The sequence below is a fragment of the Bacillus sp. SDLI1 genome (assembly GCF_001553895.1).
Classification (GTDB): Bacteria; Bacillota; Bacilli; order Bacillales; family Bacillaceae; genus Bacillus; species Bacillus siamensis.
Genome location: NZ_CP013950.1, coordinates 1,993,168 through 2,013,323, shown reverse-complemented (window position 1 = coordinate 2,013,323; position 20,156 = coordinate 1,993,168). Strand labels below are relative to the sequence as shown.

The following is a 20,156-nucleotide window of genomic DNA, read 5'->3' as shown; positions in this document are numbered from 1 at the left end:
AGGGCGGGCATAGGAGACATTTTCAAAAAAGGCAGTAAGCGATCCTGCATCAATCGGAATCGCTTACTTTATTTACACGTTTTCAGTTATTGTTTCGGTGTCAGGCCCACCTGCTATAACATATGCTGAGTGAAGTTCAGCATATTGTTTGCCTCGTCATTTCCTTCATCGTTCTTTCATTTTTTCCGGTATTACATTAATGCACTGATAATCCAGCGTCCGCCCCGTCAATTTGCTCACAGCAATGCGTGTCCCTAGGCTTAATAAGCAAAAGATCACCGAGGCTGATGATAAACTTCTAACCTTGGCAAAACAGCAGGCGCTGACTCTTTTCAAAAAAACGATGACTTAATGGTTATGAAAATGATTCGGTTTTGCCTAATACCTTTAAAGCGATATACCTTAATATTAAGGCTTTAAACATAGTGAGCGTGTTTCGTTTTGCATCGGGCGCCTTCTGTCGAATGGTGGTTGATGTGATACGTGTAACATGAGGGATATTTTTTAAAACTTAATATCAATTTTTTCCTCGAAAACTTCTACTTGATCCTTAGGAATCCATTTATCATAATAATATTTATCAGTTTGCTCTAATCCTAATTCTTGAGCAATTATTGAATCTGAAGTCCCTATATAATATTGATCGGTCGTTTCTTTGGAAATATTCACAACCTTTCCATCTAATTTTCCCTTGGTCCTTATACTATAACAATTGGTTATTTCATGAGGAGTCACTATTTTACTAAAAACTTTTGAATTAAATCTATCTATAAAACCTTCTTTAATTGATAAAGGATTGTCCGTTAAGATTAATAGATTACCATCCATATCTTCTGTCATTTCGTATTCTTCGCCTTTGAAAATGCAGTAATTTCCGTTTTTTATCAATTTAATCACCTTTTTAATTGGATAATTTAATAAATTTTTTCCCGTCAAATATACCTACTAATTGTTCTTGCCCATTTATTACTTTGTATAGCTCAGATCCCGCTTTCGGTTTCATTCTCCTAGTAAACACCCACTCGGGAATGATTTTTCCATTTCTGGCTCCAGTAAATCCATTTTGTGTACAAGGAGGACCATCATTATTGCTTCCTCCGAATTGCTTGCCGTATGGAATTTCAATTTCTTCAGGATTAGAAGTTTTAAAGCGTATCATAGCGTAGGAATCTCCGCCTTCAGGATAAGGTCTTGTCCCGTCAGGAAAAGCATAATCTAAACGTGAAGACTCAACTACATCATCATACATCCGTATATTTGCTACATCCTCTGCCTTAGCAACATAACCGCCGATTTCTGTGTACTTCCCAGATAAATAGTTTTCAACATCTTGTATCGGAATTGTTTTTTGTAACAATGTATCTTTGTTAATCAGAGGCACGGCATCGCGTATCTCTTTCATTACTTTTATTTCTGTACTTGATAATTCAGATACTGGTTTTAACCGTAATTCATGAAAGTTCTCAAGATCAAGGCCATGCTTCTCTAAATGTTTTGATATATTATCGCTAAAACCAGTTAACTCTTTTGTTTGCTCAAAACTAAAGTTCCCTTTTTTAATTTTAGTTTCCTTGTCCGTTTGGATAACTCTTTTGACAGTATCGCCGCGATCAATCCTCACAACATTTTCCTGCTTCACATCAATCGCAGGCTTCCAGGGTTGAGAAATCGAGCTTTTTCCTTTTGCGTAAATTCCAGCTGCTGCTTTTTTCTGATCCGCAATAAACGTCTTCGCTTCCTTCGTCACAAATCTCCCGGCCCTTGTCACCCCGGTGACTTCTCCGGCGCCTTTTGCTCCTAAGAGGGAGACAGCAGCGTAAGCGATATAGTGGGTGCGGCTGTAGGTGTCACCGTGAATGATGTTTTCATTCCATGAAGTTTTGAAGGATTGAACCATATAATCGAATGTTTCCGGTGCATTGTAAATGGCGCCGATGAGTTCTTGTCCGGCTTTGGCCTGTTCTATTGTTCCCGCGTGTCCTTGTGCTCTTTGCAGCCAGATTGCGAAATCGTAAGCGCCGATGACGGCGTCTTTTCCTGCATCCCATATCCCCAGCGTAATGCCTTTTGCCCCGTCGACGAGCATTTGTCCGGCTTGGCGCATGGCTTTTAGCTGGACGAGGCTTGAGTAATATTGTAATTGTTCGGCGCTCATGTTGTCAGCCCCGAGTTTTTCTGCAATGTTTACATATTCATCCGGGTCAGAAATGCTGTCCAGTTTTTTCTGTAAAAAGGCGGTTTCTTCCTGCTGTTTCATTTTGATGTATTGATGGGCTTGTTTTTGTATGCTGTCTTTTCTTTTATATACGTCAGTATCGTGAAATGCTTTGGCGTTAAAAGATTGCGGACCGCCTGCTTTACTTGTTAAGTCGGCCAGCGTCCGGAAGAAGGCTTCAACTTCGTGTTCAAGCGCTTCAGATTGAGCGTACTCGTGAACCAGTTTTGCGTCGAGTTTATGTAAGTGTTCTGCCGTTTGCCGTTTTTTGTGATCGGCGGCATCAAGTTTGCCGGTAACCGAAGATTTGTCAAACGGTGATAAGGACAAAATGTCGTCAATTGATCCTAAAATTCGGCTGATCTCATCGTGCTGGCCATCAATGATATGGTAAGCTCTTTGCCCGGCATGCTTAAGCTCACTATCAAGGAACGATTCTTCCAGCAAGTCATGCCGGCCGAAGCCCGCCTGTTCTATTTCTCTTGGGATGCTTTTGAAAAAAGTAATTTTCATGTCGCAGAGATCAAGCCAAAGCTCTGTTCCGGCGGCCTGTTCAGTATAGAAGGCTTTAATGGCGTCCGCGCCTTTCCCTGACATGGCGTCCGTATTTGCAATGCCGTGAAACTGCTGTTTTAAAGCAATCATGTCATCCTTCGTTTTTTGATAAGCTTTCAGACGGCTGTTTGCTGATTGAATGAGGGTATTGGTTTCGAGTAATTTCATCTACAGTGTCCTTTCGCCTGATTTTCTCCGACCGTATTTTACCATGAAGATGCCAATTTCTGTTCGTGAATTGAGAAAAAGAGGAAAAGGGTACTTTTTTACCGATTCTTTTGATTCATTTAAACATGTGCCGATATAAAAATGGCGTCACGCGGTGTAAAATGGCTATATTGATAAATATGGAGGTTGAGATGGATCAAGATTATATGACTGAGCTTGTCTCGGTCCAGCTGAAGAAAATCCGGTCGGAGAGAGGCTATACGCAAGAGAAAATGGCGGATGTGATCGGTCTTTCCAAAAAGGCGCTGGTGCAGATTGAGAAAGGGCGGGCGCTTGCGGAATGGCCGCATGTTGTGGCGGTTTGCGCGCTTTTCAGATCAAGTGAAACACTGCAATCCGTATTAGGAGATGATCCGCTGGAGGTCATTGAAGCGGTTGCCCATCGCACAATTGACAGGCCGAAGGGGAAGACGATGGGCGGCAAGGTGTGGTGGAAAACCATCGAGAAAAAAGGTGAGTTCCGCTTGCAGCAGCATTTGATTTCCCACCATTACCGCATCCTGGATTCTTATGATGATCTGTGGTTCAGCAGTTTTGAAAAGGCAGAGGCTTTGGAGCGGCTTGATGAGCTGTTTTTGGAGGCGGAGGAAGCGAAGCGCTGACGCACCTCCGGTTGATGTATTTTCTGACAAGTGAGAAAATATATATAAATTCCAGCCAGAGGAGAGATTCGAATGAAGCCTGAAGATATCGTGCGAAGCGGCCCGAATCAATATATATGTAAGGAAGGAATCGCAAAAGAGCTTCCGGGGCTGCTGGAGACATTCAGAAAACCCGTGATTGTGACCGGAATTAAATCCTATCAGGCGTTCTCCGATTACGGCGGCGGTTCTTTCTGGGATGTGATTCAGCATAAAGGATACTGTTCACCTGAGGCGGTGCGTAAGGTCTGTGAGCAGGCGGAAGATGCGGATGTGATCATCGGTATCGGAGGCGGCACGATGTTGGATTTGGCAAAAGCGGCGGCAGACCGGCTTGATATTGAGGCTGTGATGGTTCCTTCCATCGCGGGAACGTGTGCGGCAAGTACGCCGTTAAGTGTCATATATGATGAGAGCGGCAATTTTATCAGAGTGGATTATCATAAGCGTTCAAGCTACTTGACGATTGTTGATCCGCTGTTTTTGCTTTCCTCTCCCATTGAATATATGAAAAGCGGGATCGGTGATACGCTGGCGAAATGGTATGAGGCCGAAGCGGTCATCAGAAATACGGGGACGGCGCCGCTGATGGCTCAGGCGGGGCTGAGACAGGCGGAATATATCCGTGATCTGTTATTGCGTTACAGTGAATCAGCCGTCGGAAGCATGGAGAAAGGCGAGCTGTCAGTACCGTTCATCCAGACGGCGGAAACGATTATTATGCTCGCGGGAACGGTCGGCGGCTATGGGGGCCGTTTGTGCAGGATGGCAGGGGCGCATGCGGTGCACAACGGACTCAGCTTTATTCAGGAGACACATCAGGTGCTGCACGGCCAGAAGGTTGCTTACGGCATATTGGTGCAGCTTGCGCTTGAGAATCGGAGACATGAGATTGAAGAGCTGCTTCCGTTTTACCGCCGGCTCGGATTTCCCGTCAGTCTCCAAGATCTCGGCATCGGTGACATGCATGAGGAAGCCAAGCGCCGCATCTCTTCTCACGCCTGCCGGGCGGAAGAATCGTTATGCTTAATGGGGCAATATGGCGAGAAGGACGTATCAGCGGCGATTGAATCGCTCGAATCAGCGCAAAAGACAGGATAGAGCTTGGTTATCTGTCTTGTCTTTATTTTTTGAATATTTCCGTTATAATGAGGGAGGTATAGAAAGGGAGGGGCCAAAGGACATGTATCAGGCGAAAAAGATGTTGTTATTGGGATCAGGCGAGCTGGGGAAAGAAGTCGTCATTGAAGCGCAGCGGCTCGGGGTTGTCACTGTAGCCGTTGACAGCTATGAGCATGCCCCTGCCATGCAGACCGCGCACAAAAGCTATGTCATCGATATGCTCGATAAAGCGCAGGTCAGAGAGGTCATTGAAAAAGAAAAACCGGACTTGATCGTACCGGAAGTGGAAGCCATTGCGACGGATGAGCTGCTGAAGCTTGAGGAAGAAGGCTTTCACGTCATCCCGAATGCGCGTGCGGCGAAGCTGACGATGGACCGTGAAGGCATCAGACGGCTTGCGGCGGAGAAGCTGCACCTTCCGACTGCCGGCTATGAATTTGCGAATACATATGAAGAATTTAAAGAAGCGGCGGAAACAATCGGCTTTCCGTGCGTGGTGAAGCCGCTGATGAGCTCTTCCGGAAAAGGGCAAAGCGTGTGCCGCTCGGCTTCCGGGCTGGAAAGCTGCTGGAATATGGCGATGGAAGGCGGCCGGGTGAAAAACGGCCGGGTCATCGTTGAGGAATTCATTCCGTTTGAATCCGAAATCACTCTTTTGACAGTGCGCGCGGCGAACGGTACATCCTTTTGCGCACCGATCGGACATGAACAAAAAGACGGTGACTATATTGAATCGTGGCAGCCTCATCATATGACAGAACAGCAGATTGAAGAGGCGAAACACATTGCGAAAAGCATCACGGACGAGCTCGGCGGATACGGTTTGTTCGGAGTTGAGCTTTTCCTTACTGAAGATAAGGTATATTTCAGCGAAGTGTCTCCCCGTCCGCATGATACGGGGCTCGTCACACTTGTGACGCAAAATTTGTCAGAGTTCGCGCTGCATGTCCGTGCGATAATGGGGTTCCCGATTCCGGAAATCACACAGCTGTCGCCGGGGGCAAGCCGTCCGCTGAAGGCGCCCAAAGAGCTTGCTGATTACGCGGTTGAAGGTGTGGAGAAGGCGTTGGCGGTAAAAAGCACTCAGGTCCGCATATTCGGAAAACCCGTCACGAAAGCCGGACGCCGTATGGCGGTTGCGCTTTCTGCAGCCGAGACGGCTGAAGAGGCGAGAGAAAGAGCGGCCGAAGCACTCAGTTATTTATCTGTTACATAAACCTATCTTAAGAGGCGTTTTTACCGTAATGGTAAGGCGCCTTTTTTGTGTGGGCAGACTATATACTGGAAAACGGGGTTGTGAGATAATGTATGAGGCCGTTTTGTGCCGGCTTTTCAATTCATGAAACTTTTTATGTCCGCAATCGTTATATGTCATGTTCTCATTTAACGGAGAAGGAAATAACTATACATCATACGGCTTTTCATTCGTGAAGCGCGGACAGACCGTATCATCAGCATGTAATATTTAAACAGGGTCATCCGGAATAGAGATAACCCCGATTGCTTACCTTAATATGAACGGCGAAAAAACAAAAATCACCAGATTAGATTGTTCAAATAACACCAAATGCTGTATAATAAAAGAATTTGAATGATAGCATTGAAAGAATTTCATTTTATGTTTCCGTAAAATGGAGTCTTTATGCATACGCAGTCCGATTTGATATGGTTTTAATTGGAGGTTTGTGTAAACTGTGAATTATATACCTAGTATGATTACAATTGGAAATTTTATTTGCGGGCTTCTATCGATTCATTCCCTTTTGTATCATAATATTCACTCCGCGGTGATCTTTATTTTCACCGGGATGTTTCTTGATTTTTTTGACGGTTTGGCCGCCCGTAAGCTGAACGCGGTATCGGAGATGGGAAGGGAGCTTGACTCTTTTGCAGATCTCGTGACGTTCGGCGTAGCGCCGTCCATGCTCGCTTACAGTGTTTCACTATATACGATTCCGTTCGTCGGAATTTTAATCGCGCTTTCCTACAGCATCTGTGGGATGATCCGGCTCTCGAGATTTAATATCGGACAAAGCAAGCTGCCGACGTTTATCGGGATGCCGATTCCGTTTGCGGGGATGTGTCTTGTCATTTTGAGCTTCATCAATAACGCTTTTCTTCTGGGGGCGGGAACGATAGCGCTCAGTTATTTAATGGTCAGCAATCTTAAATTTCCCCACTTTAAAAAACAGGCGCCTGAAAACCTGGAGAGCAGAAGATGGAATTAGTTCAGCAATTAATTTCCGATTACGGATATATCGCGATTTTTCTCATGCTGACACTCGGTATTATCGGATTGCCTATTCCGGATGAAGTCATGATGACGTTTGTGGGCTACTTCGCCCATATAAAAGTGCTGAATTACGAGCTCTCTATTCTGATCAGCTTTATCGGAGCTCTCGTGGGGATGATTATCAGCTACTTCATCGGCAGAAAAGCCGGCCGGCCGTTTATTAATAAGTTCGGAAAATGGGTCGGCCTGAAGGAAAAGAGGATGGAGAAAGTAGACAGGTGGATGAAAAAGTACGGGCCGTACACCATTATTTTAGGTTATTTCATCCCAGGCATCAGACACGTGACCTGCTACTTTTCCGGAATCGGCAGAATGGAATTCAAAACCTACTTATGCTTCGCCGCCATCGGAGCGTTTTTATGGTGTTTTATTTTTATTACTATAGGAAAATTCATAGGAGTAATCAATGTTTAATACTGCCGCTAAAGTTCTTTATCGTTCATTGATTGAACTGACTAATAATCCATTGACGTCCCATCTCATTAAAAACTTCTGTGAATCGAAACTGAGCAAGCCGATGATTCCGCTGTTTTCCAAACACTATCGCATCAACTGGAATGAAACGGAACGCACAGCCTCTGACTTTGATTCACTGGCATCATTTTTCATTCGTGATATTAATTTGAATCTCCGCCCCGTGGCAACAGAGAAGAACGCCATCGTCAGTCCTGTTGACGGCGTCGTTCAGACGGTAGGCATGATTAATCCGAATCAAACCTTCATGGTAAAAGGGAAGGATTATTCGTTCGCTGAACTGACGGGGTTTAAAAACGCCGATCACAAATACAACGGCGGCCGTTTTGCCGTGCTTTATCTGAGCCCGAGACATTACCACCGCTTCCATTCCCCCATCAGCTGCACGTATCAGAAGCTGGCCGAGCTGGGGAAACGCTCGTATCCTGTCAATACGATGGGATTGAAGTACGGGAAAGACGTGCTCTCAAAAAATTACCGTTATGTGTACGAGCTCACCCGTGGTGACCAGCAGATGCTCATGATTCCGGTAGGTGCGATGAATATTAATTCCATCGTTCAGACAAACACCGGAAACAGGCTTGAAACGGGTGAAGAGCTGGGCTATTTTTCATTTGGATCGACCGTTATTTTAGTATTCGAGAAGGATATGTTTACCCCTTCGGATAACCTCATTGAAGGCCGGGAATTACAGGTCGGCCAGATCATCGGTTATGCGGAGTCACAGGAGGAGGCGTCCGCTTTATAAAAGCTGCTCCTCTTTTTTATATGGTGTAAGGAAGTGAACAATATGGAAGAAAAGGATTTGGCAAAGCTGATAGAGCAATACCGGCTTACAGGCAGTCAGCAAGCTCTGGAAGCCGTGCGGGGTGCCTGCTGGCCGGTCATCGAATCGCTCATCTCGGAACTGGGTGAAGACAGCGCCGATGTCCTGCGGGAAAAAGGCCGTGACCGTTTTCCGTTTATCATCGGCAAGTATCAGACTGCCGCCGGCCTTTCGCTTGAAACCTTTTTGCGCAATACGTATCGGTTTTATTTTCAGCAGATAATAAAAGGAGAAGCGTGACTGGAAGAAAGAGTCCGGACGGAAATGTTCATCTTTCGCCCGTTTTCCTGTATGATATAGTATAGTGTGCGTGATCATTAATATAATTGAACAGGGTGTATAAATCATGGAAAAACAATATAGAGTTTTACTTTATTATAAATATGTAAAGATTGATGAGCCTGAGGAATTCACGGCTCAGCATTTGAAGTTTTGTAAGGAGCTCGGTCTGTTAGGCCGTATTTTGATTTCTGAGGAAGGCATTAACGGTACGGTGTCCGGAACGGTTGAACAGACGGATCAATACATGAATGCGCTGAAAGCTGATCCGCGTTTTGCCGACATGCCGATCAAAATTGATGAGACTGACGGACATGCGTTCCGCAAAATGTTTGTCCGCCATAAAAAAGAGCTGGTGACGCTTCGTCTCGAAGATGATGTTGATCCGAATACCACGACGGGCAAACACTTGAAACCGAAAGACTTTTATGAGCAAATGCAGAATCCTGACACGATCGTGATTGACGCCAGAAACGACTATGAGTATGACCTCGGTCATTTCCGCGGAGCGGTCAGACCTGATATTGAGGCGTTCCGTGAGCTGCCGGACTGGATTGAAGAGCACAAAGACATGCTCGAAGGCAAAAAAATCCTCACGTACTGCACAGGCGGCGTACGCTGTGAGAAATTTTCCGGCTGGCTGCTGAAGCAGGGCTTTGAAGACGTGTCCCAGCTTGACGGCGGTATCGTCACTTATGGTAAAGATCCTGAAGTCCAAGGCAAACTGTGGGACGGACAGTGCTACGTATTTGACGAAAGAATCAGTGTACCGGTCAACCGCGTAGAGCATGTCATTATCGGAAAAGATTATTTCACGGGCGAGCCGTGCGAGCGTTATGTGAACTGCGCAAATCCGGCATGTAATAAAAAAATGATCTGCACACCTGAGAATGAATACAAATACATGCGCAGCTGCAGTCACGAATGCCGTACAAACGAACGCAACATGTATGTGAAAGAGCACGAAATGACTCAGGAAGAAATCAATGAACGCCTTGCTTTGATTGAAAAAGAAGATCATGCGGCGATTGATTAATAGAAAAGACCACCAATAAGGTGGTCTTTTTTGTGTTTACATACTTTCTGTCCGGGCGGTCTGGTCCGCCGTGACGGGCCCTTTATATGTGAAGGCTTTTTCCCATTTGGATACGACGATGCAGGCGACCGCATGGCCGGGCACGTTGACGCCGGTTCTCGCCATGTCCATGACGCGGTCGACACCGGCAATGATGGCGACGCCTTCCGCGGGGAGACCGACGGCATTCGCTGTCGCCAGAAGCACGACGAGTGAGCCTGACGGGACGGCGGCAATGCCTTTGCTTGTCATGACGAGCACAAGCATCATCAGAAGCTGCTGAGAAAGCGGCATCTCCACATGAAAAGCCTGCGCCAGAAAAATACATGACACCGATAAATAGAGGCTGGAGCCGTCACAATTCAGCGATAAGCCTGACGGAACCACAAAGGAGACGACCCGCTTTGGGCAGCCGTATTTCTCCATCCGATCCATCAGCTGAGGCAGAATGGTTTCTGTGCTGGTCGTGGAAAAAGCGATCAAAAACAGATCCCAAATCATTTTCAGCACTTCAAAGTACTTGATTTTAAAGATAAGCCCGACAATCGGAAACAGAACGAAGAGTATCAAAAACAGCCCGAGAAACACAGTGCCGATCAGCTTCAGCATCGGGAGCAAAAGCGCGATTCCGAATTGTCCGACTGAGGCGGCCATAAGGGCAAGAACGCCGATCGGAGCGGTGACCATCACCATTTGCGTCAGCTTGAACATAATATTTGCCGTTGATTCAAAGAAATTCATGACAGGTGCGGAGGCTTTGCCGATGCCGGCTGCGGCAACACCGAATAGGATCGCGAAAAAGATGACGGCGAGAAGATCGTTTTTCGCCATAACGTCAATGATATTAACGGGGATAATATCAAGAAGCATTTGTTTCAGGTCGACTACTTTTTCCGTATAGCCGGAAAGCTCGTGAATGTCTTTTTTAGCAAGGTGAGAGAGGTTAAGGCCGACTCCCGGCTTCAGCACGTTTGCCAATAGGAGGCCGAGCCCCAGAACAAGTGTCGTAATGACTTCAAACCAAATAATCGTTTTGATGCCGAGACTGCCCATCTTTTTCATACTGCCGCTGCCGGCGGCTCCGATGACAATGGTCGAGAACACGATCGGCACGACAATCATTTTAATCAGGCGGATAAATCCGTCTCCCACGGGCCGCAGCGCCATCCCGAAATCCGGGAAGAAATGGCCGATCAGTGCTCCGATGGCTAAGGCGATCAAAATCTGAAATGCGATAAATTTTTTCAAGCGAATCCCCCTTTTACTTGCGCATTTCTTACGTAATTCGTGAAGCAGGCGGCAACCACCTTCCTCTCCGCCATAAATTTGTCACAAAATTGACTTTGCGAAAGAGAGGATTTCTTTACATTATGTAAGCGCAATCATTTAATATGACAGAAAGTCCTCATTGAAAAAAATGAAGGAGAATAAAATAAAGTTAGATTTTCGCTTGAAAATATCAAAAATTGTGATAATTATCCTCTTATAAGTGGTATATTTAATATGATACGGTCAACTGCATCCTCATATATCTGTGCATACACGATTCAGGCAGAGAAAACAGGCAGCTTATAAAAGACTGAAAATTTAAACAATTACAAGAAAGGTGTGCTTTTGTTGAATCAACTGATTGAAAGACGTAAGGTCACAGCTAGAAAAGAAAAACCGGATTCCGCTTCATTGGGATTTGGCAAGTACTTCACTGATTACATGTTTGTCTTGGATTACGAAGAAGAAAGAGGCTGGCATGATCCGAGAATCACACCATATGAACCGGTTCATCTTGATCCGTCCGCATCCGTTTTCCATTACGGGCAGGCCGTATTTGAAGGGCTGAAGGCTTACAGATCAGAAGACGGACGGGCATTGATGTTCCGTCCTGACCAAAATATAAAGCGGCTGAATAAATCGTTGCGGCGGATGAGCATGCCGCCTCTCGATGAGAAGCTTGCGCTGGAAGCATTGGTACAATTGGTGGAGCTGGAGCAGGAATGGATTCCGAAAGAAAAAGGAACTTCTTTATATATCCGTCCGTTTGTAATTGCGACCGAGCCTTCTTTAGGCGTCCGGCCTTCCAAGCGGTATAAATTCATGGTTGTCCTGACGCCGGTCGGTTCGTATTACGGCGATCAGCTGAAACCGATCCGTATTTATGTCGAGGATGAGTATGTGCGCGCCGTCACCGGCGGAGTGGGCGATGTCAAAACGTCCGGAAACTATGCGGCCAGCTTACAGGCTCAGCGGAAAGCCGAAGAGCTGGGTTATGATCAGGTGCTTTGGCTCGACGGAGTGGAAAAGAAATATGCCGAAGAGGTAGGCAGTATGAATATCTTTTTCATTATAAACGGAGAGGCTGTAACGCCGGCGCTAAACGGAAGCATTCTCGGGGGCATCACCCGCGCATCTGTGATAGAGCTGTTAAAAAGCTGGGGCATCCGTGTCAGGGAAGAACGAGTTGCCATTGATGACATCTATCATGCCGCGATGAGAGGCGAGGTGTCAGAAGTATTCGGTACGGGAACTGCAGCTGTCATCTCACCGGTCGGCGAGCTGCACATTCACGGAGAAACAATTGAGCTGAATAACGGTTTGATCGGTGAAGTGTCAGAAAGGCTCTATGAAACGATTACCGGCATCCAGGTCGGGAAGGTGCCGGATTCGTTCAGATGGGTGGTTGAAGTATAAACAAAAAAAGAACCCTTGCGCGGCAGGGTTCTTTTTTTGTTTATTGAGATTTTGCGGCTTGAACACGGGTGCGGCTGTTCCGGTTTTTTAAGTAATAAACGCTGTAACAGACGGCCATAAAGGCAGTTCCGCAATAAAGGGCGATGGCCTGGTTCGGATCAAAAGCAATGCCGATACAGGAGGCAAGGCACAGGATAAAGGCCGCTATCGGCACGGCCGGATATCCCGGTGTCCTGTATTTCAAGTCTGAAAGCTGATGGCCTTCTTTAAGAAACCGCCTTCTGAACAAAAATTGCGATGCGGCAATGCTCATCCACACCGCCACTACCGCAAACCCTGAGACAGAGACGAGAACAAGATACACTGTATCCGCTGCAAACACGCTTGACAGCAGTGACAGAATGCCGCCGATCATACTGAAAATCAGGGCGTTAAAAGGAATGCCTTTAGACGTCAGCCTGGCAAAGGCGGGGTGAAGCTCACCTTCTTTAGACAGGGACCACAGCATTCGTGATGATGCGTACAGCCCTGAATTCGCCGCAGACAGAAGCGCCGTCAAAATGACAAAATTCATCAGATCGGCCGCATACGGCACGCCGATTCTGTCGAATACCGTAACGAACGGGCTTTCAATCACACCCGCTTCTTGGATGGAGATCATGCCCGACAGCACAAAAATCGTTCCGATAAAGAAAAGCGCCAGCCGCCAGACTGTAGTCTTAATGGCGCGCGGAACGGTTTTTTCCGGATCAGCGCTTTCCCCGGCGGCAATTCCGATCAATTCCGTCCCTGAAAAGGCGAAGTTTACTGACAGCATCGTCATCAGTATCGGAAAAAAACCATTTGGAAAAAGACTGCCGCCATCCGTAAAGTTCGACAGCATAGGTGCGGCTTCACCGCTTTTCATCGGGACGATGCCGAACATCGCCGCTCCGCCCAATAAAATAAACAGCAGGATGGCTAAGACTTTAATGCTTGAGAACCAAAACTCCGATTCAGCAAAAAATTTCACGGAGAAGGCGTTTAATAAAAAGATGAAAAGAGCGAATACGGCACTCCACATCCAAACCGAAGTATGCGGGAACCAGCGCTGCATGAAGAGCCCGGCCGCCGTGAATTCAGAGCCCAGCGCCACCGCCCACGTCAGCCAGTACAGCCATGCGACCGTAAAACCCGTCGCCGGCCCGATATAGGTTTTCGCATAGGTGTGGAAGGAACCCGTGACCGGCATGGCCACTGACAGTTCACCGAGGCAAAGCATGACAAGATAGACGATGCCCGCGCCCAAAAGGTATGCAAAAATGGTACCCGCCGGACCCGCCTGATGAATGGTATACCCCGAGCTTAAAAACAGCCCCGTTCCGATTACACCTCCGAGTGAGAGCATAAAGAGGTGCCTGCTTTTCATACTTCTCTGAAAATTCGTCTCGTTCTTGTTGTTCATTGTTTTCCAACTTTCTGCGAGAGCCGCTCTAATAAAAAATCTCATGCCGGCGAACGGCACGAGATTCCGGCGAACCGGCTTTTTGAATAGAATATACAAACTATTCCGATTAGTCAAGTTGTTTTTAAGGTTTTGGCCCAAGCGGCAATGGCCTGAATATCCGCGGGCTTCGTCCGGCAGCAGCCTCCGATCAGGCTTGCGCCGTTTTCGTACCAGCTTTGCGCGCTCTTTCCGAAATGTTTTGCGCACGCTTCGCCTTGCCAGGTTTTTGTTTCCGGGTCATATTGTTCGCCTGAGTTCGGATAGACGATAATCGGCTTGGACGCTGCCCGTTTGATTTCTTCTATCAGCGGCGGAATATGTTCGATCGGTGTGCAGTTGATGCCGATCGCCGCGATTTGATTGCAGGAGCCGAGCAGGACCGCGCATTCGGAAATAGGTGTGCCTTCGCTGATATGCCGTCCGTCTTTGGCGCTGAAGCTCATCCACGCATAAGTGCCGGGGAATTCCTCCAGCAGCCTTACGATCGCTTTTGCCTCTGACAGGCACGGAATGGTCTCGCACGCCAAAAGATCGGCGCCGGATTCTATAAGGGCTTTCATCCGGGGGCGGTGAAAGCTGATCAGTTCATCCTCCGTCAGTCCGTAATGCCCGCGATATTCAGAGCCGTCGGCAAGGCTCGCGCCGTAAGGTCCGATAGAAGCGGCGATCAAAGGTTTGGGACGGTCTGAACGGTTTTCTTCATGCGCCCAAAATTCATCGCGAGCTTGGACGGCGAGCTCAACTGATGTCTGTATCAGGCGGATCGCATCGGTTTCTGAGATGCCGCGTGCCGCAAATCCTTCAATCGTGGATTGATAGCTGGCAGTGATCGCGCAATCAGCGCCGGCGGCAAAATATTCGGCATGCACCTGTTTGATCAGTTCGGGTTTCTCCAAAAGAATTTTGGCCGACCACAGATCGTCATGTAAATCACAGCCCATCCGTTCAAGCTCGGTTGCCATTGCTCCGTCTATGATCATAACCGGGTATTCATCTAATATGTGTGTAATGGGGTTCATAGGCGCTCCTCTCTGACTTTCTTGAAAATATATGAAAAGGGTAATGGACGCTTTCCTCTTTGTCAATGAACCGGCAGAAAAAAAGATGTTCAGGACGCTGCCCGAACACCTTTTGTTTAGGAAATATGTTTGCCTTTCGCACTTTTCGCGATGTCTGAATACTCCCAGCAGTCGATCCCGTCATCATCAGGGAGCACATCTCTGTAAAAGACGGGGTCCTTTCCGGCTTTCTTTTGCCGGGCATAATCGCTCAAAGCGGCAAACGCTTTTTTCGACAGAAGGAAGATCGCAATTAAATTCACGACCACCATTAAGCCCATGAACAAGTCAGCCATATCCCACACAAGCTGGACTTTGGAAATGCATCCGAACAGAACCATTCCGAGTACACAGATGCGGTAAATGAACAGCCATTTTTTGTTCTGGCTTAAAAATCCGATATTGGTTTCTCCGTAATAATAGTTGCCCATCAGAGCGCTGAAGCCGAACAAAAGCATTAAGACGGCAAGGAAACCTGATGCCCACGCGCCGACATGGTCGCTCAAGGCAGCCTGAGAAAGCGCGATGCCGCTCAGTCCCGGCTGGTGATAAGCGTCTGAAAATAAAATGATTAGTGCCGTGCTTGTACAAATGACGAGCGTATCCGTCAGGACGCCGAAGGCCTGAATGAGCCCCTGTTTCACCGGATGGCTCGTCGTAGCTGTCGCCGCCGCGTTCGGAGCGCTTCCCATTCCTGCTTCATTTGAGAAAATTCCGCGTCTCACACCTTGCATCAAAGCCGCACCTAAAGCGCCGCCCGCTGCCTGATCAATACCGAACGCATTTTTTACGATAAGCGACAGAACACCGGGCAATTGGGTGATGTTCGTCAAAATGACAAAGAAAGCGACGCCGATATATAAAACGGCTAAGACGACTACGATGTATTCCGCCATTTTCGCAATTCGTTTGACGCCTCCGAAAATCACGCAGCCGAAAACCAAGATTAAAATAATGCCCAATGTAAGCCGGCTGGTGCCGAATGCGTTTTGAAAGGCGACGCTGATCGTATTGGACTGAACGGAATTAAAGACGACTCCGAATGACAGCGTGATTAAAACGGCGAACAGCGCGCCCATCCAGCGTTTCTTCAGGCCTTTTTCCATGTAATAGGCCGGGCCGCCGCGGAATCCGTTTTGATCTTTTACTTTATAAATTTGGGCCAGCGTGCTTTCAACAAAGCTTGAAGCCGAACCGATGACTGCGATAATCCACATCCAGAAAATAGCGCCCGGGCCGCCGAGCGCGATCGCAATGGCAATTCCGGTAATATTCCCGGTTCCGACACGCGCCGCCATGCTGATGCAAAATGCCTGAAACGGGGAAATGCTGTTTTTTGACCGGGCGGCCGCGCCTTCTTTCAAAACCCGGATCATTTCCCTCAGCATGCGGACTTGCAGACCCTTTGATCTGAACGTAAAAAACAGTCCCAGAGAAAGAAGCAGTACGATTAACAGTTTTGACCATAAAAAATCATTTGCCGAGCCGATTACATTTTCAAGGAATTCCTGCATCCAATCACCTCTTGGTTCGTTTGATTAAAAAATACTGAGCTCCCACTCCTGTGCGATATGTTTCAGCAGCATGCCGCCGGTCAGGCTGTTTCCGTATTCATCAATGGCCGGACCGTAAATGCCGATGCCGCAGCCGTTATGAAAAGGCTGTTCTCTTCTGGCGCTTGGGGGAACCAATGCCATAATGCCGCCGGATACCCCGCTTTTGGCCGGGACGCCGACGAAAGCCGCATATTTTCCTGACGCATTGTACATCCCGCACGTCAGCATCAGGGCTTTGGCGAGTTTTGCGACATCTTTCGGAATGACCTGTTCCCTGCGGATGGGATGGTAGCCGTCATGCGCAAGAATCAATCCGATTAAAGCGATGTCCTCGGTTGTCCCCTCCATGGCGCATTGCTTTAAATACACTTCAAGCGTTTCTTCCACATCCGCCTCGAGAAAGTTCGTTTCTTTTAAATAGTAGGCGAGCGCTCTGTTCCGGTGTGCGGTCTGCCATTCAGAGCGGAAGACCTCCTCGTGTATGTGAGGCCGTTTTCCTATCAATTTTTCAAAAACGGAAAAGAGATATTCCAATTTATCATGCGCCGTTTCACCGGGAAGAAGCGAGGCGACGGTAATGGCGCCGGCATTGATCATCGGATTGAAGGGCTTCCCGGGTTTATGGATTTCAAGCCGGATGATAGAATTAAACGCATCACCTGTCGGCTCCACGTCCACACGATCGAGCACATAAGGAATGCCCCTGGACATGCATGCGGCAATAAAGCTGATGACTTTTGAGATGCTCTGCAATGTGAACGGCACATTCCATTCACCGGCATGAATCATTGAGCCACCCGGCTCTAATATGCAAATGCCCAGCTGAGAGTCGTTGATTTCTCCGAGGGCGGGGATATAATTTGCGCTTTTTCCATTGACGGAAAACGGTCGGTAATGTTCGACCCAATCTTGTAAAAGTGAAGCCAGTTCCTCTTTTTCAAGGCGCTCTCTGACCATATCTTTCATAACATTCCTCCTCTATTACAAGCCTGTCCGCAAGCGGAAACCGGTCTTGGAAAACGTTTTCAAATATAGCGTGTTCCATGTTAATGTATAATGACATCTACAGAATCATATAAAATACGACAAAATCATTCTTAAAATAAGCCGATAGATTTATAAATCTGCAGGAGCGTCCCGCCATACGGGTCTAAAGAAATTTGCGGACTCACTCGGTCTTATTCAAAATAGATAGAAGAAGGAAGTGATTGTGATCAGGCTCGACTATTTACTAAAAAAAGACGGCTATCTTTTCGCACTTATGCTGATCACCGTGCCGCTGGCGGGGGAACTGAAATTTTACCCCCTGAATGAGGTGTACCGGATCAGTTTCGGCGCCCCGGCTTTTTTCTTTTTTTTGCTGCTGCTGCGGCATGTGCCGGCAGTATTGTCAGGGCTGTTGACAGGTGCAGCCGTTGTGGCATTCCGGATCGGCCTGGCGTGCTGGGGAGGAGAGCATGCCGGCTTTACGGAGGCTTTTTTCAGCCAATATCCCAGTTTCTTTTTTTACTTTACATATGCCTGCTTGTTTTATGTACTGAGGGTCAGGTTCTTTCGGGATCGGCCGCTCATGATCGGATTCCTCGGCTTTCTCATTGAAATCGCTTCCGACACCGTTGAAATGGCGGTTCAGTTTTCAGGAGGCCGGCTGATTATGATGCCGGGCAAACTGGCGGATATTGCGGTCATCGCCGTTTCTCACACATTTATTGTGCTGAGCTTTTTCAACGTGATGAAGCTGCACGAATCCCAGGTCAGGGAAAAGCAAACGAGAAAGCAGCATGAGCACATGCTGATGATTGTGTCTAACTTATACGAAGAAACGATTCATTTGAAAAAAACGCTGAAAACGACGGAGCATGTGACGAAAGAATCCTATCAGCTGTATCGGGAAATGAGCGGGAACGATCGGGAGCTCGGCAGCCGAATGCTGCGCCTTGCGGGAGAAATCCATGAAGTGAAAAAAGACAATCAGCGGATATTCGCCGGCCTGTCGAAGCTGATTTCAAATGAGAGATTCCGGGATTACATGGATGCCGCCGCTCTGATCGGAATCGTCATCCGAATCAATGAAAAATACGCCGAATCTTTAGGCAAGGATATTCAGTTCCGGAGCGTGATTGAAGGAGATCATCCCGATTATCACGTCTTTACCGTCCTGTCGATCTTGAATAACCTGACCGCCAATGCCGTAGAGGCCATGGGGGACAGAGGTGAGATCCGCCTCACGCTGCGCAGGGCGGAGGGGGAGATGGCTGAATTTCAGGCGGAAGATGACGGTCCCGGCATTTCGGAAAAAATCGGAGAGGTAATCTATGATCCCGGATTTACGTCCAAATACGATGAATTCGGCACCCCTTCAACGGGCATCGGGCTTTCATACGTGAAGGAAATCGTAACCGAACTTGAAGGCGGCATTTCCTTTCACAACAAGCCAAAAGGCGTCATATTTACGATTCAGCTGCCGGTGAGGCATTTAATTGCAGAAAGGGTGAGTTCATAATGCGCTTTTTTATAGCTGATGATGACCGGGCGATCCGTTCCATTTTGAGACAGATCATTGAAGACGAGGACTTAGGCGAAGTCGTCGGCGAGGCGGAGGACGGAAGCCAGATTGAAGGGCATTATCTCCATTTTAAACAAGTCGATATTTTATTAATTGACCTGCTGATGCCGGGGCGGGACGGGATTGAGACGATACGGCATCTTCAGGATTCGTACACCGGAAAAACGGTGATGATATCCCAGGTGGAAGCGAAGGAAATGGTGGGAGAAGCCTATTCTCTCGGTATTGAATATTTTATCCATAAACCGATCAACAAAATTGAAATCATCACCGTGCTCCGAAAAGTGAAAGAGCGGATCGAACTGGAAACCTCGATCGGCGACATCCAAAATTCGCTAAGACGGCTTGTTCAGCGCAATGAACCGCAGCAAAGCCGCTCTTTTAAATCCTGCGAAAAATCCGTGAAAGAGACCGGGAAATTTCTGTTATCAGAACTAGGGATTGTGGGAGAAAGCGGCGCGCACGACCTGATGGCCGTGCTGCATTTTTTATTTGAGGATGAGCAGGCGCAAAAAAGCGTCCCGTCACTGAAGCGTGTGTTTACAAACGTCGCGCTGCGGAAACTGGGACCCGCGGCGTCGGAAGCAGACGTCAGCAGGGAGACAAAAGCCTCCGAACAGCGGATCAGAAGAGCGATTATTCATTCGTTAAACCATTTCGCCTCATTGGGCACAACTGATTTTTCAAACCCCAAATTTGAATATTACGCCTCGAAATTCTTTGATTTCCCTGCCGTCAGCAAGAGAATGAAAGAAATGCAGGCGAAAGAAACCGTGCCGCTTTCTCCGGTTAAAGTGAATATGAAAAAATTTATTCACGTCTTCTATTTGGAGGCGAAAGATTTACGCGAAGGATCGAAGTTTGTCAGCGGAGGGAGCAGGTAAGCCGATAAATGAGGTTTACTTATATAAGGTCTTTGTGTAAAATAATGTTAACTAAGAAGGTACGGAGGGATCCTGATGGCTGATCAAATTCCGGTTTTCGCACTAATGAAATAGTGTCAAAGTCTCTGCCTTGAGTGCGGAGGAAACCGGGATTGTCTGCCTGAATAAAGGAACCTGACAGTAATAGTGAGGGGGCGGCGATTATGCCGCCCT

Annotated in this window: 18 protein-coding genes and 1 pseudogene; 11 read left to right on the top strand and 8 right to left on the bottom strand. The window is 47.4% G+C overall.

Going from position 1 to position 20,156, the window contains the following annotated elements:
• Positions 1-171: 171 nt before the first annotated feature.
• From AUL54_RS21715 to AUL54_RS09465, 3 genes and pseudogenes are all read right to left on the bottom strand, one after another.
• A pseudogene (locus AUL54_RS21715) lies at positions 172-447 on the bottom strand (AraC family ligand binding domain-containing protein); the annotation flags it as partial.
• A gap of 57 nt (positions 448-504) precedes the next feature.
• Positions 505-888, bottom strand: coding sequence for a hypothetical protein (locus tag AUL54_RS09470; RefSeq protein ID WP_060963698.1), 384 nt, complete (start codon positions 886-888; stop codon positions 505-507).
• 13 nt (positions 889-901) lie between these two features.
• Positions 902-2,938 carry a T7SS effector LXG polymorphic toxin gene (locus tag AUL54_RS09465; protein ID WP_060963697.1) on the bottom strand — a complete coding sequence of 679 codons (2,037 nt, stop codon included), beginning with the start codon at positions 2,936-2,938 and terminating at the stop codon, positions 902-904.
• Between the two features lie 191 nt (positions 2,939-3,129).
• Here AUL54_RS09465 and AUL54_RS09460 point away from each other — a divergent pair, with 191 nt between their 5' ends.
• The 8 genes from AUL54_RS09460 (at position 3,130) to trhO (ending at position 9,669) form a co-directional block, all read left to right on the top strand.
• Complete coding sequence (locus AUL54_RS09460; RefSeq protein WP_016936884.1) at positions 3,130-3,600, top strand: helix-turn-helix transcriptional regulator; 471 nt, start codon at positions 3,130-3,132, stop codon at positions 3,598-3,600.
• 72 nt (positions 3,601-3,672) lie between these two features.
• Positions 3,673-4,740 (top strand): iron-containing alcohol dehydrogenase family protein, encoded by a 1,068-nt coding sequence (locus AUL54_RS09455; protein WP_060963696.1) that lies wholly within the window; start codon positions 3,673-3,675, stop codon positions 4,738-4,740.
• An 82-nt stretch (positions 4,741-4,822) separates the two neighbouring features.
• Complete coding sequence (gene purT / locus AUL54_RS09450) at positions 4,823-5,977, top strand: phosphoribosylglycinamide formyltransferase 2 (RefSeq protein ID WP_060963695.1); 1,155 nt, start codon at positions 4,823-4,825, stop codon at positions 5,975-5,977.
• A gap of 478 nt (positions 5,978-6,455) precedes the next feature.
• Entirely contained in the window at positions 6,456-6,989 is a 534-nt protein-coding gene (gene pssA, locus AUL54_RS09445) for a CDP-diacylglycerol--serine O-phosphatidyltransferase (protein WP_060963694.1), read from the top strand.
• Positions 6,980-7,468: a DedA family protein gene (locus AUL54_RS09440; protein WP_060963693.1), complete on the top strand. Its 489-nt coding sequence runs from the start codon at positions 6,980-6,982 to the stop codon at positions 7,466-7,468. Before pssA ends, AUL54_RS09440 begins: the two co-directional genes overlap by 10 nt.
• On the top strand, positions 7,461-8,276 hold the full coding sequence (locus AUL54_RS09435) for a phosphatidylserine decarboxylase (RefSeq protein ID WP_060963692.1): 816 nt from the start codon (positions 7,461-7,463) through the stop codon (positions 8,274-8,276). The genes AUL54_RS09440 and AUL54_RS09435 overlap by 8 nt, the downstream gene beginning before the upstream one ends.
• Before the next feature lie 42 nt (positions 8,277-8,318).
• Positions 8,319-8,594 (top strand): hypothetical protein, encoded by a 276-nt coding sequence (locus AUL54_RS09430; RefSeq protein ID WP_060963691.1) that lies wholly within the window; start codon positions 8,319-8,321, stop codon positions 8,592-8,594.
• 106 nt (positions 8,595-8,700) lie between these two features.
• Positions 8,701-9,669: an oxygen-dependent tRNA uridine(34) hydroxylase TrhO gene (gene trhO / locus AUL54_RS09425; protein ID WP_060963690.1), complete on the top strand. Its 969-nt coding sequence runs from the start codon at positions 8,701-8,703 to the stop codon at positions 9,667-9,669.
• Positions 9,670-9,705: 36 nt separating this feature from the next.
• On the opposite strand, the gene gltP is transcribed toward trhO, so the two are convergent.
• Entirely contained in the window at positions 9,706-10,956 is a 1,251-nt protein-coding gene (gene gltP / locus AUL54_RS09420) for a glutamate-aspartate/proton symporter GltP (RefSeq protein ID WP_049627826.1), read from the bottom strand.
• 369 nt (positions 10,957-11,325) lie between these two features.
• Between gltP and AUL54_RS09415 the strand changes: the two genes are divergently transcribed.
• The gene (locus tag AUL54_RS09415; protein WP_016936875.1) at positions 11,326-12,393 is read left to right on the top strand and encodes a branched-chain amino acid aminotransferase; all 1,068 of its coding nucleotides are present in this window, start codon (positions 11,326-11,328) and stop codon (positions 12,391-12,393) included.
• 40 nt (positions 12,394-12,433) lie between these two features.
• On the opposite strand, the gene AUL54_RS09410 is transcribed toward AUL54_RS09415, so the two are convergent.
• From AUL54_RS09410 to AUL54_RS09395, 4 genes are all read right to left on the bottom strand, one after another.
• On the bottom strand, positions 12,434-13,837 hold the full coding sequence (locus tag AUL54_RS09410) for an amino acid permease (RefSeq protein ID WP_162492440.1): 1,404 nt from the start codon (positions 13,835-13,837) through the stop codon (positions 12,434-12,436).
• Positions 13,838-13,950: 113 nt separating this feature from the next.
• Positions 13,951-14,898, bottom strand: coding sequence for a homocysteine S-methyltransferase (gene mmuM / locus AUL54_RS09405; protein ID WP_060963688.1), 948 nt, complete (start codon positions 14,896-14,898; stop codon positions 13,951-13,953).
• Positions 14,899-15,014: 116 nt separating this feature from the next.
• Positions 15,015-16,451, bottom strand: coding sequence for an alanine/glycine:cation symporter family protein (locus tag AUL54_RS09400; protein WP_060963687.1), 1,437 nt, complete (start codon positions 16,449-16,451; stop codon positions 15,015-15,017).
• Between the two features lie 24 nt (positions 16,452-16,475).
• Positions 16,476-17,459 carry a glutaminase gene (locus AUL54_RS09395; protein ID WP_060963686.1) on the bottom strand — a complete coding sequence of 328 codons (984 nt, stop codon included), beginning with the start codon at positions 17,457-17,459 and terminating at the stop codon, positions 16,476-16,478.
• A gap of 244 nt (positions 17,460-17,703) precedes the next feature.
• Between AUL54_RS09395 and AUL54_RS09390 the strand changes: the two genes are divergently transcribed.
• Together AUL54_RS09390 and AUL54_RS09385 are read left to right on the top strand one after the other, a co-directional pair.
• Positions 17,704-18,996 (top strand): two-component system sensor histidine kinase GlnK, encoded by a 1,293-nt coding sequence (locus AUL54_RS09390; protein ID WP_060963685.1) that lies wholly within the window; start codon positions 17,704-17,706, stop codon positions 18,994-18,996.
• On the top strand, positions 18,996-19,943 hold the full coding sequence (locus AUL54_RS09385) for a glutamine utilization two-component system response regulator GlnL (RefSeq protein WP_060963684.1): 948 nt from the start codon (positions 18,996-18,998) through the stop codon (positions 19,941-19,943). Before AUL54_RS09390 ends, AUL54_RS09385 begins: the two co-directional genes overlap by 1 nt.
• Positions 19,944-20,156: the final 213 nt, after the last annotated feature.

Excerpts from the sequence above, each read along its gene's own strand:
- AUL54_RS09465 (WP_060963697.1), bottom strand. The coding sequence starts at position 2,938 with ATGAAATTACTCGAAACCAATACCCTCATTCAATCAGCAAACAGCCGT.
- AUL54_RS09460 (WP_016936884.1), top strand. The coding sequence starts at position 3,130 with ATGGATCAAGATTATATGACTGAGCTTGTCTCGGTCCAGCTGAAGAAA.
- AUL54_RS09455 (WP_060963696.1), top strand. The coding sequence starts at position 3,673 with ATGAAGCCTGAAGATATCGTGCGAAGCGGCCCGAATCAATATATATGT.
- purT (WP_060963695.1), top strand. The coding sequence starts at position 4,823 with ATGTATCAGGCGAAAAAGATGTTGTTATTGGGATCAGGCGAGCTGGGG.
- AUL54_RS09440 (WP_060963693.1), top strand. The coding sequence starts at position 6,980 with ATGGAATTAGTTCAGCAATTAATTTCCGATTACGGATATATCGCGATT.
- AUL54_RS09435 (WP_060963692.1), top strand. The coding sequence starts at position 7,461 with ATGTTTAATACTGCCGCTAAAGTTCTTTATCGTTCATTGATTGAACTG.
- AUL54_RS09430 (WP_060963691.1), top strand. The coding sequence starts at position 8,319 with ATGGAAGAAAAGGATTTGGCAAAGCTGATAGAGCAATACCGGCTTACA.
- trhO (WP_060963690.1), top strand. The coding sequence starts at position 8,701 with ATGGAAAAACAATATAGAGTTTTACTTTATTATAAATATGTAAAGATT.
- AUL54_RS09410 (WP_162492440.1), bottom strand. The coding sequence starts at position 13,837 with ATGAACAACAAGAACGAGACGAATTTTCAGAGAAGTATGAAAAGCAGG.
- mmuM (WP_060963688.1), bottom strand. The coding sequence starts at position 14,898 with ATGAACCCCATTACACACATATTAGATGAATACCCGGTTATGATCATA.
- AUL54_RS09400 (WP_060963687.1), bottom strand. The coding sequence starts at position 16,451 with ATGCAGGAATTCCTTGAAAATGTAATCGGCTCGGCAAATGATTTTTTA.
- AUL54_RS09395 (WP_060963686.1), bottom strand. The coding sequence starts at position 17,459 with ATGAAAGATATGGTCAGAGAGCGCCTTGAAAAAGAGGAACTGGCTTCA.
- AUL54_RS09385 (WP_060963684.1), top strand. The coding sequence starts at position 18,996 with ATGCGCTTTTTTATAGCTGATGATGACCGGGCGATCCGTTCCATTTTG.